This window comes from Methylocystis sp. MJC1, assembly GCF_026427715.1.
In the GTDB taxonomy this organism is placed as follows: domain Bacteria; phylum Pseudomonadota; class Alphaproteobacteria; order Rhizobiales; family Beijerinckiaceae; genus Methylocystis.
The window spans coordinates 1,124,798-1,138,000 of the sequence record NZ_CP107558.1; the positions used below are offsets into that span (position 1 = coordinate 1,124,798).

Below are 13,203 nucleotides of genomic sequence, written 5' to 3' on the forward strand. Positions count from 1 at the left end.
CTTAGAGCACGACGACTCGCGTTCCTTTCGAAACCCGGCCGTAGAGGTCGATCACATCCGCGTTCAGCATGCGGATGCAGCCCGACGACACAGCCTTGCCAATCGTCTCCGGCTCATTGGTGCCGTGGATGCGAAAAAGCGTGTCTTTGCTGCCCTTGAAGAGATATAGCGCCCGCGCGCCGAGCGGGTTTTCCATGCCGCCCTCCATGTGGTCGGGAAGGTCTGGGCGTCTCAGAAGCATTTCCTTCGGCGGGGTCCAGCCAGGCCAATAGGCCTTGCGTCCTACTTGCGCGCTCCCCTTCCAGGCGAAGCCTTCGCGCCCCACGCCGACCCCATATTCATAGGCCTGGCCCCGGCCTAGCGACAGGTAGAGCTTGCGCGTCTTCGTATCGATTGTGATCGTGCCAGCCGACTGGCCCGTCGGATCGTCTACGACATTTTTCGTCGAGACGCCGGGGTCGACCTGTCCATCGAAATCGAGCGGCGTCGAATAGGCGGGGTCGGCGTCTGGCGGCAGCGCGGCCAATCGCACTCCGCCGCGCCTTTGCGCCCGGGATGGTGGTTGTTCAAGCTCTCCTTCGGGCCCGTATGCGCCATAGTCACGCTCGTCCTGCCGCAGTTTTCGCCTCGGCAGCGCCCGCCTCGGGCGATCGAATTCGCCGCTGTAAAGGTCAGGCTCGGCATAATTGTCGCCCCAGCCGCCGCGGTCGTAGAGATAGGGGTCGCCCGGGTCGCGCGTGTAAAATTGAGCCATCGCCTGGGGACTTTGGCCGAGGAAGAGCGAAAGACCGGCGAGAACCTGCATGAGTGAGTTGCGGCGTCTCAAGATCCATATCCGTTTCATGGAGCAAGCGCGCGGCGCCCGCTGAGCGTCGCACGCTGCATTTATCTCTGAAATAGCGGCAAAAAGGGGACGAGCCCCTAACGGCTCCAGCGGATGTGCGCGCACGCACGTCGAGCGGAAATGCGGCAAATTATAAGATTCGACGAAATGTGTTTTTGCGTTGTTTCGCTCATCCTCCTAACTCATGCGTAATCATACCTTCGGCGCGCCGCCATTAGTCCTTACCATCGCCAACAAGAGGAATATCCTTGCCTTCCTCTATTCGCTCGGAGACAAGTAGATGCCCGAGGACGTCGATCTTCCCCATTATCTGCGGATGATCGCAGCGGCCATCGCGGCGCTCGCGGGCCTTTACTATCTCCTATCTCGCCGCGGAAAGGATGCTTTCACATCCGCGGATACGGAGGCGTCAATTTCTAGCTCGGATTGGCGGCCGGCGTTGGATCGACATTCGTCTGTCCCGCGGCATTTGCCGGAGAATCCGTTTTCCGGCTCGGAGAATTTGGCGGATTTCTGCATCGAAATCGAGGACGCCGCCAAGGCGAGCGCGCTGATGAGCCGCGCGGTGGGCCTCATCTATTTCGAATTTCCGAAGCTCGTCTCGGGCGCCGCTACAGGAGAGGCGTCAATTGGCGCTCTCGCCGACGATTTCCGACTCGCCTTGCGCCCAACCGATCATGTCGCCCTATTGGGGCAGGACCAGATAGTGGTCGTCGTCTGCCTGCTCGCGTGCAGGAAAGATCTGGAGACAGTTGCGTCGCGCTTGAGCGCCGCGGCGCGTCGGCGCGGGGCCATCGAGGAGGGCGCGCCGTCGCTTCCTGTGGGGCTAGCCATGTATCCGTCGGACGGCCTCGAGGGCCAGGCTTTGATCGATGCGGCAAGAAAGCATTATCGGGACCTGTGGCCCACGAAGGAGAAACCGGAGACGCCTGCTGCGGGTGGCTAGAAGCGGCCAACGGCGACGGCCGTCGTGCAGTTAAGATCGGGCGATCGTGACCGGCAAAGGGGTTTTCTCGTCTCCGTCGCTAAGCGCGCGCAAGGCGCTTGCCTCGCTGCGTCAGCCCCTTTTTGTCCGCGGGCGAGGAACAACCCCGGGCGCCTCCGGTTGATCCGTCACGGGAAATGGGGGGCTCCAACCGAGGGTCTATAGATGCCGCTCTTTAGACGAAACAAGGATTACGCGAGCAGCCTCAACTCCGCCGCCAGGCAGGCCATCTCGGCTTCCGATCAGCTCGGGCGCATGGCGGAGGAAGGCGTCGATCAGGCCTCTGCGGCCCTCGCCAATGTCCGCGAGCAAAGCCAACAAGCAGTAGAAAACGCGAGCGAAACCTTCTCGGACCTGCGCTCGACGGTCGAAACGTCGGTCCGCGCTCAGCCTATAACAGCCCTCCTGATCGCGGCGATCGCCGGGATGGCGGTCGGGGCTCTTTTGAGGCCAGGGAAATAGGGGCGACAAGCCAGGTCGCGGATTGTTGCACTTTTCGGGCGCGAGGCGGCGAACGCCTCGCGCCGAGTTTTCGTACGTAAGCGCGCGTCAGATCCCGCCGGCGAGGCTCTGCAAGATAAAGCCGCCGAACAACAGAAGACCCGCGTCCCGGTTCGAGCGGAACAGCTTCAGCGCGATCGCCGGCGGGGCGTCCTCGCGCGTCAGCGACGTCTGCCAAGCAAGATGCGCCACATAGGCCGCGACGCCGAGATAAGAGAAAACGCCGCCGCCGCTCCCATAGGCCGCGAGCGTCGCGCAGAGCGCCGAGCCGGCATAAAGCCCACCGACCGCCATCTTCACATGCGCGCCGAAGAGCCGCGCCGTCGAGCGCACGCCCGCGATGGCGTCGTCGCGCACGTCCTGCAAAGCGTAGATTGTGTCGAAGCCGATCGTCCAGAGAATGCAGCTCGCATAAAGAAACAGGGCCGGCAGGCCAAGCGCGCCGGTCTGCGCCGTCCAGCCGAGCATCGCCCCATAGGCGAAGGCGAAGCCGAGGATCGCTTGCGGCCAGGACGTGAAGCGCTTGGCGAAGGGATAGACCGCCACAATCAAAAGCGAAAGAAAGCCGAGCGCGATTGTGTAGCCGTTGAAGGAGAGCAGCACCGCAAGGCCGATGAGACATTGCGCGACGATGAACCAGAGCGCCGCGCGCGGCGAGACGCGACCGCTGGCGAGCGGGCGGTTACGGGTGCGCTCGACCTTGGCGTCGATCTTGCGGTCGACATAGTCGTTATAGGTCGAGCCGGCGCCGCGCATCACGACGGCGCCGACGAAGAAAAGCGTCAAATGCCAAAGATTGGGCGCTTGGCGCAGGGCCGCCGAGGCCATAGCGCTCGACTCCCAGCAGGGAAGCAGCAGGAGCCACCAGCCAATGGGCCGATCGAGCCGCGCGAGCTGGACATAGGGCCGCAGCCATTCGGGCGCGTAGCGCCAGAGCGGATGGCTTGTCTGAGCGTCGGGGAGGGCGGTTCCCGCGCCGCCGTCTTGCTGCGCAAGGCTCACAGCGGGCCGGCGGGGAGCTTGGGCGGCGCGCCCATGCCGCCGCCACTTGCCGCCTGCTCGCGCTGCTGCTCCATCATCTGCTTCATTTTCGCCGCGGCGGTGCAGGCCTGGGATGCGAAAGTCTTCGTCTTGGCGCCGGCCTGCTTGAAGCCGTCCACGACATTATCCGGAATGTTGCACCATTCCTTGTTCTTGCTCATGTAGCCGAGCATCTCGCTCTCGACGGCGACAAGCTTTTTGGCGGCGGGGCAGGCGGCGTTCGGGTCCATCTTACCCTTGCCGGCCTTCCCGATATTGTTGAGCGCTTGGATTTGCGCCATGCGGCGTTCCGTCAGCTTCTGGAAGTCCTCCTGGCAGGATTGCGCATTGGCGACGCCAGCGCCGGCGAGCAGCGCCAGGGCGGAGAGGCCCGAAACCGAGCGCAAGAAGGTGGAGGGGCTGAACTTCATTCGTTTGGACCCGCTTTCAAAGCAGCTTTCTGTTAACAGCAGGCTTGCCGCCCGCGCAAGTTTTGGTCAACCTGTCCGCGCACAAAGCGGCGCCTTCATGGCGGCGGCGCTGCGGCGGAACACCGCGCGCGCCAAATCCAGACGCCATCAAGTCGGGACTCCATCTTGTCACATTATGATTTTTCCGCGCAACGGCTCTTCGTGGAGGCGGCGCTCGCGCCGGGCGCCGACATCGTCCCGCCGCCCGAGGCGCTCAATTACCTTCTCAACGTGCTGCGGCTTCGCGAGGGCGACGCCATTCTTTTGTTCAATGGGCGGGATGGCGAGTTTCTCGCGCATCTTTCTGCCGTAACGCGGCGTTCCGCGACGTTGCGGGTCGGCAGGCTTCTGCGGGCGCAGACGCCGATCGCCGATCTTGATTACTGCTTCGCGCCTTTGAAGCAGGCGCGCCTCGATTATATGGCGCAGAAAGCGACGGAAATGGGGGCCGGGCGGCTTGTTCCCGTCATTACCAACCGCACGCAGGTTCGGCGCGTCAATTCGGCGCGGCTGCGGGCGAACGCCATAGAGGCCGCCGAGCAATGCGGCGTGCTTGCCGTGCCCGAATCGCTGGAAGCGGTTGACCTCGCCGATTTCTTATCCGGCTTTCCCGCGCGGAGGCTGCTCGTTTTCTGCGACGAGGATGCGCCGATCGCCAATCCCTTCGCCGCGCTCTCGGGGCGATCGGGGGAGGGCGTCAGCGTGCTTATCGGCCCTGAGGGCGGGTTCGACGAACACGAGCGCGCCGCCATCGCGCGCGTCTCGAATGTCGCTCGAATCTCACTCGGGCCGAGGGTGCTGCGCGCGGATACCGCAGCGGTCGCGGCCCTAGCGATCGTGCAGGCCGCTATCGGCGATTGGGATAGTAACGTGCTGTAACGAGACCTTAATCAAATCTGTCGGCGTAAACGGAAAATAAATGTCAATGTGTTGTTTTTCCACAACAGCGAAAGGGCGCCAAAGATTGGGACACGATGCTGCCACGATGTTTAGGTCTAGTGTCCAGATCGCGGGAGCGAGTCGCATTGAGTGCGCTCAGATCCCTTCTGCTGAAATTATTCCGGCTCGAGATTGTGACGGCCCACTTGTCGTCCAATCTGAAGAGAGGCTGATCGCCTGATGATGTTCGCCAATTTCCGCACCTTTGCGCCACTCGGCCTTACCGCGGGTCTGGCAATTGTCGTGTCTCTAAATGTTTCTCCCGCAAAAGCTGAAACGCAGAATCATTGCGCGCGCTATGGCGCGGATTATGTCGCCGTTTCGGGCTCGAATGGTTGTGTGAAGATCGGCGGTCATGTGCGCGTTGATATCCCGCGCGCCCCAGCCGCGCCGATGGGCTATGCGGCATTGGGCGACAGCGTGCAGCGCGCTTCGCACCTTCAGCCGATGGCGCCATTCGGCCTCAACGATCTCTTCCCGCGCTGAGCAGGGAAGACCATCCCGCGCTTGGCCGCGGGATGTTTTATGTCAGAGCGGTATGACGCAATCCCTGAAGGCGCCGTCGACCGAGCCGCCCCAAGGGCCATGAAAGGCCTCCAGCCGCTCCTGCGCCAAAGTGCGACCTTCCGAGATTATCTTTTCGAGAGGCGCGAGATAGATCGTCTCGTCTTCCCCTTGTGCGTTCACGCGCGCCCGCTGCTCGAGGCCCGCCTTCGCGAGAGCGAGTATATCCCGCCCGATCTCCCGCAAGCTGCGACCGTCGATTGTCGCGTCGAGGGCGAGGGTGGGAACGTCCTCGCGCAGCCGCTGGCGCGCCGCCGCGCTCCACCCCTTGGTGAGCTGGAGCGCCTGGTCGAGCGCAACGCTGTCATAGAAGAGTCCGGCGAATAGCGCAGGCAGGGCGGTCATATGGGCGCGCGGGCCGCCGTCGGCGCCGCGCATTTCGAGATAGGTCTTGAGCCGGACCTCGGGAAAGATCGTCGAAAGGTGGTTCGCCCAGTCGGATATGACGGCGCGCTCGCCCGGCAACTGCGGCAGGCGGCCTTCGAGCAGGTCGCGGAAGCTTGCGCCCGCGACATCATGATAGATGTCGCCGCGCTTGACGAAATACATCGGCACGTCCAGCGCGTAATCGACATAACGCTCGAAGCCGAAGCCTTCTTCGAAAGCGAAAGGCAGCATGCCCGTTCGGTCGGCGTCGGTGTCGAGCCAGATCGTGGAGCGTTCGGATAGCCGGCCGGTGGGCTTGCCGTCCAGGAAGGGCGAATTGGCGAAAAGCGCCGTGACCAGCGGCTGCAGCGCGAGGCCGACCCTGACTTTCTCGACCATGTCCTTTTCGCTGACGAAGTCGAGATTGGCCTGGATCGTCGCGGTGCGAAACATCATGTCGAGGCCGCGCGAGCCGACCTTCGGCATATAGGCGGCCATGATCTTGTAGCGCTGCTTCGGCATGGCCGGCGTCTCGGCGCGCGACCACTTCGGGCTTGCGCCAAGATCGAGAAATTCGACCCCCAGAGAATGCGCCACGCCCGCCAGCGCCGAAAGATGCGCGTCGAGCTCGGCCGCCGTTGCGTGGATATCGAGTAACGGTGCGCCGGAAAGCTCGAATTGCCCGCCTGGCTCTATGGAGATCGCGCCGCCGCCTTCCGTCTGGGCGAGACCGATGAGCGCCTCGCGGTCCATGATGGGCTCCCAACCGGTCGCTTCCTGGACGCCCTCGAGCAGGCGGCCGACGCCACAGCGCCCGCCGTCACAGCCATAGGGAACCGGCGCCAGCAGATCGGAGTAGAAGGCGATTTTTTCGTGTTCCGTGCCGACGCGTAACGGCGCGCCGGAGCCTTTGCAACCGGCTGCGAGCCATTCCACCAGCGCGTCTCGGGACGCAATCGGCGTCGAATCAGTTACGTCGCGAGCCATTTTTTGACTTATTTTTCCGTTTGATAGCGGTCGTAGCGACCAAAAGAGCGCGCGGTGAAGGAAGGCAGGGCCGCGCCAAGTTCTAGGATACGCGAGAGGCTGGCGTGGCGCCAAGCGGTCGGCGCAGATGGATGCCGGAAAAGCAGACTGGATGCAAGAGCGGGCCGCCAGCGCCGTTGGCGCCTTGCTTGCTTTTAGGGATGCCCAAGTGGAGGCGCGCCTCCTCGATCGGGAGCGTCGCCGTTAAGCGTTTGGAGAGTTTTCTGGCCTTATCTTTTTCGCGTGGAGGCCCGATGCGCAGCTTGTTTCATCGTTTCATCGCGAACGAAGGCGGGGCGACCGCGATCGAATACGCAGTGATCGCGTCGCTTGTTTCAATCATCATCGTCGGCGCGACGACGGCCATCGGAACGCAGATGTCGACCTTGTACTTTGGCAAGCTCGGCTCTAAATTCAATTGAAATCTGACGCCCGCAGCAAGGCGCCGTAACGAACCGCCCATTGTCGCCTAAGGGCCATCTTACTCGGCCGAGGACGCGCGGGGGCGCCGCCGCCTTCATCCGGCTGCCAAGGGCAGCCTCCCGCCCAGCGCTTTGGCAGGGCGCTTGACAGACTCGGACCGGCGCCACATTCCTTCGAGCCAATCGACGCCAAATATGGGCGGACGTCCAGACGGGCGAGACGCCACCCGAGCCGCCGGCGAAGCCGCGCGGCGCCCATTGCCGAAGGCGCCCAAATGAATGCTCAGCCACGCGGGATGAAACCGCCGCTCAAGATTCTCCTTTGCTCGCCGCGCGGATTCTGCGCCGGCGTGGTGCGCGCGATCGACGCCGTCGAGCGCGCCCTCGCGAAATATGGACCGCCGGTTTATGTGCGTCACGAGATCGTCCACAATCGTTACGTCGTGGAGTCGCTGAAATCCAAAGGCGCGGTTTTCGTCGAGGAGCTCGATGAAATTCCCTCGACCGACGCGCCCGTGATCTTCTCCGCTCATGGCGTGGCCAAATCCGTTTCCGCGGAGGCGCAGGAGCGCAAGCTTCTCGCCATCGACGCGACCTGCCCGCTTGTCACCAAGGTGCATCGCGAAGCGGAAATCCACTGGAAGCGCGGCCGGCGCGTGCTGCTTGTCGGCCACTCGGGCCATCCGGAGGTCGTCGGGACAATGGGGCAGTTGCCCGAGGGCGCGGTGGTGCTCGTGGAATCCATCGACGACATCCAGGCGTTGAGTTTCACGGACGAGAATAATCTCGCCTATGTCACTCAAACCACCCTGTCGCTTGACGACTCTCAGGAGATCGTCACTGCGCTGACGAAGCGCTTTCCAGGGATTGTGGGCCCTCACAAGGAAGACATCTGCTACGCGACGACGAATCGCCAGGCTGCGGTGAAGCAAGTCGCGCCGACCGTCGACGCGGTGATTGTCGTGGGCTCGCCGAATTCGTCGAATTCGCAGCGGCTGCGCGAAGTGGCGGAGCGAGCCGGCGCCCCGGCCCAGCTCGTGCAGGGCAAGCGTGAAATCGACTGGTCGATCTTCGGCTCCATTGGCTCGCTGGGCATCACCGCCGGCGCCTCTGCGCCGGAAGTGCTCGTTGAGGAAATCATGGACGCTTTCGCAGAGCGCTATGATATCTCGGTCGAAACGGTCTCGACCGCCGACGAAAGCGTCTCCTTCCCACTGCCGAAGGAGCTGCGGGCGCTCGCCTGATGGGGCGTCGCTCTCGGAAAGAGACCCATGGCCGTTTACACGCAGGTTGACGATGCGGAGCTGCTCGCTTTCCTCGCAACCTATGACATCGGCGACCTCCTCTCCTGCAAGGGCATTGCCGAGGGGGTCGAGAACTCGAACTACTATCTGCACACGAGCGCCGGAAGCTTCATCCTCACGCTGTATGAAAGGCGCGTGGCGGAGGCGGACCTGCCATTTTTTCTCGGACTGATGGAGCATCTCGCGCGGCGCGGCGTCACGTGCCCGCAGCCCGTGCCCAACCGGGCCGGCGAGCCGCTTGGGCGCCTCGCGGGTCGGCCGGCGGTCATCGTTACTTTCCTGGACGGCTATTCGGTGCATCGGCCCGAGGTCGCCCATTGCGCGGCGCTCGGCGCGGCGCTGGCGCAGCTGCATCTCGCCGGCGCGGATTTTCCGTTGCGGCGTCTCAACGCGCTTTCGCTCGGGGCCTGGCGCCCGCTTTTCGCGCCCTCCGCCGTCCACGCCGACGAGGTGGAGCCGGGGCTGCGCGAGACCGTCGAGGCGGAGCTCGACTATCTTGAACAAAACTGGCCCCGCGATCTGCCCAGCGGCGTCATCCATGCAGATCTTTTTCCGGACAACGCCTTTTTCCTGGGCGACAAGATGTCGGGCGTGATCGATTTCTATTTCGCCTGCAATGACGCCTACGCCTACGATCTTGCGATCTGCCTGAACGCCTGGTGTTTCGACGAGGCTCATCGCTTCGAGATGGAGAAGGGCGCCGCGCTTCTTTCTGCCTATCGCCGCGTCCGGCCCTTGGACGACGCGGAGCTCGACGCTTTCCCGACGCTCGCCCGCGGCGCGGCGATGCGTTTTCTTCTCACGCGCTATGTCGATTGGCTGAACGTGCCGAAGGGCGCCTTGGTGCGGCCCAAGGACCCGCGCGAATATCTCGCCAAGCTTCGCTTCCACCAGACGGCCGGCGCCTTTCTATGACGCGCCGCGTCGCGATTTGGACCGACGGGGCCTGTTCCGGCAATCCCGGCCCCGGCGGCTGGGGCGCGATATTGCGCTTTGGCGATGTCGAGAAGGAGCTTTCCGGCGGCGAGCCGCTGACGACTAACAACCGCATGGAGCTGATGGCGGCAATCATGGCGCTGGAGGCTCTGACGCGTCCCTGCGCAATTGACCTCTACACGGACTCGCAATATGTGCGCGGCGGCGTCACCTCTTGGATCAAGAACTGGAAGACGCGCGGCTGGAAGACAGCGGACCGCAAGCCGGTGAAGAACGTCGAGCTTTGGCAAAGGCTCGAGGCCGCTGAGGAGCGGCACGACGTCGCCTGGCATTGGGTGCGGGGCCATTCGGGGGATGAGATGAACGAGCGCGCGGACGCGCTGGCGCGCGCCGGCATGGCGCCTTTCCTTCGGTCGCGGCGCGCTCCGGGCTGAGCCGGACTTGTAAGGCGTTCATCCACGCCTATTTCTTGATTAAACCCAGGTATTCTCTTCTCTGGACCCTAAGGGCGCGGCGCGTAGCCGCGCCCCTTTTTTGGCCCATGCGGCGCGAGATCCACGCGCGCCCAGATTTCGCTGCGAACAATCCTGCTGTTAATCTGTAGCCAGGCGCAGAGCTGCGTCGGGATGGAGCGAGTATGAACAGGCATTTTCTGGCGCGCGTTGCGGTCGCGGCGCTTCTCATTGCAACCCCGCTTCATGCCCAGGACATGCTTCAGGGCGTCGATCTTTCGCAGCCGGCCTATTCGCAGGCCGAGATGACGCGCGCCGAGGTCGAGGCGGCGCTTGACGCCCAGAAGACCGATTTCTCGGGAAAGAGCCTCAACGGCCTCGACCTCTCCCGTCTCGATCTTTCGGGAGCAAATTTCCGCGCGGCGCGTCTCAACAAGGTTCGGCTTTCTGGCGCCAAGCTCGATGGCGCCGTTCTCGATCAGGCTTGGCTGATGGAGGCCGATCTTACCGGCGCTTCGCTGAAGGGCGCGCACGCCTTCGCAGCGCAGATGCAGCGCATGAACGCCGATGGCGCCGATTTCTCCGGCGCGCGCCTCGCTGGCGATCTGACGGGCGCCTCGCTACGCGGCGCCAGGTTCGATCACGCGGATCTCTCCGCCGACATGAAGAACCAGTCCATGGGGCTGATGCGCGCCGTCTTGCGTTCGGCGCATCTTGAAAACGCTCTGCTTCGCAAAGCCAATCTGATGAGCGCGGATTTGCGTTTCGCGCATGCCGCCGGCGCCGATTTCACGGATGCAAATCTGATGAACGCCGATGGGGCCGGGGCAGATTTCACCGGGGCGATTTTCGCCGGCGCCAACACCAAGGACCTCGATCTCGACTCCGCGCAAATCGACGCGGCGACGGAAGGCGCGCTGCAGAAGGCGCAGCATCTCGACCGCGCGCGTCGCCAATGAGCGACGAACCCATGCGCATCGGCGTCGATCTTGGCGGCACAAAGATCGAGGCGATTGCCCTCGACTCGGCCGGCGCAATTCTCGCCCGCAGCCGTGTGGCGACGCCCGCGCATGATTATGACGCGATTATCAGAGCCGTCGCGGCACTCGTCGGCGACATCGAAACTCAGACGGGCCGCCGCGGGACAGTCGGCGTTGGCGCGCCCGGGTCGATCTCCACCCACACAGGGCTGGCGAAAGGATCGAACACGCAATGCGTCAACGGAAAGCCGTTGGTCGCGGATCTTTCGCAGTCGCTCGATCGGCCGGTGCGTGTCGAGAATGACGCCAATTGCTTTGCGCTTTCGGAAGCGGTCGATGGGGCGGGGCAGGGCGCGCGCGTGGTCTTCGGCGTCATCATCGGCACGGGGGTCGGCGGCGGCGTCGTCGTGGACGGCAAGATTATCGCGGGTCCTAACCATATCGGCGGAGAATGGGGCCATACGCCGCTCCCTTGGATGCGCCGCGACGAATATCCCGGCGCCCGCTGTTTCTGCGGACATGACGGCTGCATAGAGACCTTTCTCTCGGGGCCGGGACTTTCGCGCGATTATGAGCGGCGCGCCGGCGCGTCCGTGACAGGTCAGGAGATCGTCGCGCGCGCCGAGCGCGGGGAGGCGGCGGCCCTTGCTGCGCTCGACGCTTATCAAGATCGTCTTGCCCGCGCCCTCGCCATGGTGATCGACATTCTGGACCCCGACGTGATCGCGCTCGGCGGCGGCGTCTCGAATATCGCGCGCCTCTACGATGGGCTAACCGCACGTGTTGCCCAACATGCCTTCACCGACGCGCTGGATACGAAAATTCTCCGCAATGTCCACGGCGACTCCGGCGGGGTACGCGGGGCTGCCTGGTTGTGGCGGGACGACTGAGGACATGCGGGGCATTGCCATTAGGCGGCAAAAAACCTATTGCCTCGCTCAGCGCGCCGCTGGGGCGGAGGGCAGAAACGTGACGCTCTCAAGCTTTTAGGAAAATCAGCAGAGATGGCCGCCGGCGGCGATGCCCCCAATCCGTTCAAAAAACTGGCTTTCCTCTCGTCCGGCACGCCGCAGGCCGAGGAGGCGCGGGGGCGGCTCGTCGAAAAATACGGCGACATTCCGCCGGAGGACGCCGATTGCATCGTGGCGCTCGGCGGCGACGGCCTCATGCTGCGGACGCTGCACAATTACATGGATTCCGGCAAGCCGATTTACGGCATGAACCGCGGCTCGGTCGGGTTTCTGATGAACCAATATCGCGAAAGCGGCCTGCGCAAGCGCCTCATCGAGGCCAAGGCCTCGATCATCCACCCCTTGCTGATGAACGCCACCAATGTGCGCGGGGACGAGTTTTCCGCCCATGCGATCAATGAGGTCTCGCTGCTGAGACAGACCTCGCAGGTCGCGAAGCTGCGCATTCTCATCAACGGCCAGGAGCGGATGCCCGAGCTCATCACCGACGGCGTGCTGCTGTCGACGCCCGCGGGCTCGTCGGCCTATAATCTCTCCGCCAATGGGCCGATCCTGCCCCTCGACTCGCCCTTGCTGGCGCTCACGCCGATCTCCCCCTTCCGTCCCCGCCGCTGGCGCGGGGCGCTGCTGCCGGATGCGGCGAAGGTCCGCATAGAAGTCCTCGAGCCTGAAAAGCGTCCTGTTTCCGTCGTGGCGGACCACGACGAATTCCGTGATCTTGCTTTCGTGGACATAGAGATGGATCACGACGCCGATCTCGTGCTGCTACACGACCCCGGACATTCGTTGGAAGAGCGGATTTTGCGAGAGCAGTTCGGCTATTAGGGCTGACCGGCGAAAGCCGCCGACCCAGTGTTTTCCCGGGTTTGGCGGGGGTCAGAGAACAGTCACAAAGGCAAGCTTGATAGGCCTTGACTTGGACTGCTGGCGCGACCTATATCGCTCGCATCTCAAGACTGCTCCGAGACAGTCTGGGGCGGAGTAGCTCAGTTGGCCAGAGCAGGGGAATCATAATCCCTGTGTCGGGGGTTCGAATCCCTCCTCCGCTACCATCCTCCGCTTAACCTCCCTGACCTATCCGGATAAGCTACGCTGGTTTACTGCGGCTTGCGTGGCTCAAGGCTGGCTGCGTTTGCCGCTGGGGCGCTTTTCCAGAACGCAACGCCTGATAGCCTCGTCCTTCTCACGCCCACGAAGACTGGCAATCTTAGCCTCGCGCTTGCACTCGCCCCAAAGACGCCGCGCGGCGATATGGAGCTCGAAGCAATGGCGAAGGTCTTTGCTCGCGTTCGAGTCGGCGACCTGGTCCCGGCAACGGCGGCGAATGCGTCGCGCCTCGAATTTGGACAAGGAAGGCGCTGACTGTAGCCTATCCGCCTGCATATCCTTGGCGCGATCCGCTTGAACGCGGTCAGTATCCGAA

At 63.5% G+C, this 13,203-nt stretch carries 15 protein-coding genes and 1 tRNA gene; 12 read left to right on the plus strand and 4 right to left on the minus strand.

Annotated features, from left to right (window positions below):
- Position 1 precedes the first annotated feature (1 nt).
- The gene (locus OGR47_RS05420) at positions 2 to 826 is read right to left on the minus strand and encodes a L,D-transpeptidase (protein ID WP_246729499.1); all 825 of its coding nucleotides are present in this window, start codon (positions 824 to 826) and stop codon (positions 2 to 4) included.
- Positions 827 to 1,124: 298 nt separating this feature from the next.
- Here OGR47_RS05420 and OGR47_RS05425 point away from each other — a divergent pair, with 298 nt between their 5' ends.
- Entirely contained in the window at positions 1,125 to 1,790 is a 666-nt protein-coding gene (locus tag OGR47_RS05425) for a hypothetical protein (protein ID WP_165047615.1), read from the plus strand.
- Positions 1,791 to 1,994: 204 nt separating this feature from the next.
- On the plus strand, positions 1,995 to 2,291 hold the full coding sequence (locus OGR47_RS05430; RefSeq protein ID WP_165047617.1) for a hypothetical protein: 297 nt from the start codon (positions 1,995 to 1,997) through the stop codon (positions 2,289 to 2,291).
- Positions 2,292 to 2,378: 87 nt separating this feature from the next.
- Here OGR47_RS05430 and ubiA read toward each other — a convergent pair whose 3' ends face one another.
- Positions 2,379 to 3,332: a 4-hydroxybenzoate octaprenyltransferase gene (gene ubiA, locus OGR47_RS05435; protein WP_165047619.1), complete on the minus strand. Its 954-nt coding sequence runs from the start codon at positions 3,330 to 3,332 to the stop codon at positions 2,379 to 2,381.
- Positions 3,329 to 3,781, minus strand: a complete 453-nt coding sequence (locus tag OGR47_RS05440) for a hypothetical protein (RefSeq protein WP_165047622.1) — start codon at positions 3,779 to 3,781, stop codon at positions 3,329 to 3,331. Before OGR47_RS05440 ends, ubiA begins: the two co-directional genes overlap by 4 nt.
- 165 nt (positions 3,782 to 3,946) lie before the next feature.
- Between OGR47_RS05440 and OGR47_RS05445 the strand changes: the two genes are divergently transcribed.
- Together OGR47_RS05445 and OGR47_RS05450 are read left to right on the plus strand one after the other, a co-directional pair.
- Entirely contained in the window at positions 3,947 to 4,699 is a 753-nt protein-coding gene (locus OGR47_RS05445; protein ID WP_165047624.1) for a 16S rRNA (uracil(1498)-N(3))-methyltransferase, read from the plus strand.
- Positions 4,700 to 4,939: 240 nt separating this feature from the next.
- Positions 4,940 to 5,245 (plus strand): hypothetical protein, encoded by a 306-nt coding sequence (locus OGR47_RS05450; protein ID WP_165047627.1) that lies wholly within the window; start codon positions 4,940 to 4,942, stop codon positions 5,243 to 5,245.
- Between the two features lie 42 nt (positions 5,246 to 5,287).
- Here the strand turns inward: OGR47_RS05450 and OGR47_RS05455 are convergent, their stop codons facing one another.
- The gene (locus OGR47_RS05455; protein WP_165047629.1) at positions 5,288 to 6,676 is read right to left on the minus strand and encodes a glutamate--cysteine ligase; all 1,389 of its coding nucleotides are present in this window, start codon (positions 6,674 to 6,676) and stop codon (positions 5,288 to 5,290) included.
- A gap of 131 nt (positions 6,677 to 6,807) precedes the next feature.
- Between OGR47_RS05455 and OGR47_RS05460 the strand changes: the two genes are divergently transcribed.
- From OGR47_RS05460 to OGR47_RS05495, 8 genes are all read left to right on the plus strand, one after another.
- Complete coding sequence (locus OGR47_RS05460) at positions 6,808 to 7,137, plus strand: Flp family type IVb pilin (protein WP_246729500.1); 330 nt, start codon at positions 6,808 to 6,810, stop codon at positions 7,135 to 7,137.
- Positions 7,138 to 7,412: 275 nt separating this feature from the next.
- Positions 7,413 to 8,381, plus strand: a complete 969-nt coding sequence (gene ispH / locus OGR47_RS05465) for a 4-hydroxy-3-methylbut-2-enyl diphosphate reductase (RefSeq protein WP_165047631.1) — start codon at positions 7,413 to 7,415, stop codon at positions 8,379 to 8,381.
- A 27-nt stretch (positions 8,382 to 8,408) separates the two neighbouring features.
- On the plus strand, positions 8,409 to 9,356 hold the full coding sequence (thrB, locus tag OGR47_RS05470) for a homoserine kinase (protein WP_165047633.1): 948 nt from the start codon (positions 8,409 to 8,411) through the stop codon (positions 9,354 to 9,356).
- Entirely contained in the window at positions 9,353 to 9,811 is a 459-nt protein-coding gene (gene rnhA, locus OGR47_RS05475) for a ribonuclease HI (protein ID WP_165047635.1), read from the plus strand. The genes thrB and rnhA overlap by 4 nt, the downstream gene beginning before the upstream one ends.
- Before the next feature lie 203 nt (positions 9,812 to 10,014).
- Complete coding sequence (locus OGR47_RS05480; RefSeq protein WP_165047637.1) at positions 10,015 to 10,788, plus strand: pentapeptide repeat-containing protein; 774 nt, start codon at positions 10,015 to 10,017, stop codon at positions 10,786 to 10,788.
- The gene (locus OGR47_RS05485) at positions 10,785 to 11,699 is read left to right on the plus strand and encodes an ROK family protein (RefSeq protein ID WP_165047639.1); all 915 of its coding nucleotides are present in this window, start codon (positions 10,785 to 10,787) and stop codon (positions 11,697 to 11,699) included. The genes OGR47_RS05480 and OGR47_RS05485 overlap by 4 nt, the downstream gene beginning before the upstream one ends.
- Before the next feature lie 114 nt (positions 11,700 to 11,813).
- The gene (locus tag OGR47_RS05490; protein WP_165047641.1) at positions 11,814 to 12,605 is read left to right on the plus strand and encodes an NAD kinase; all 792 of its coding nucleotides are present in this window, start codon (positions 11,814 to 11,816) and stop codon (positions 12,603 to 12,605) included.
- 150 nt (positions 12,606 to 12,755) lie between these two features.
- Positions 12,756 to 12,832: transfer RNA gene (locus OGR47_RS05495), tRNA-Met, on the plus strand.
- Positions 12,833 to 13,203: the final 371 nt, after the last annotated feature.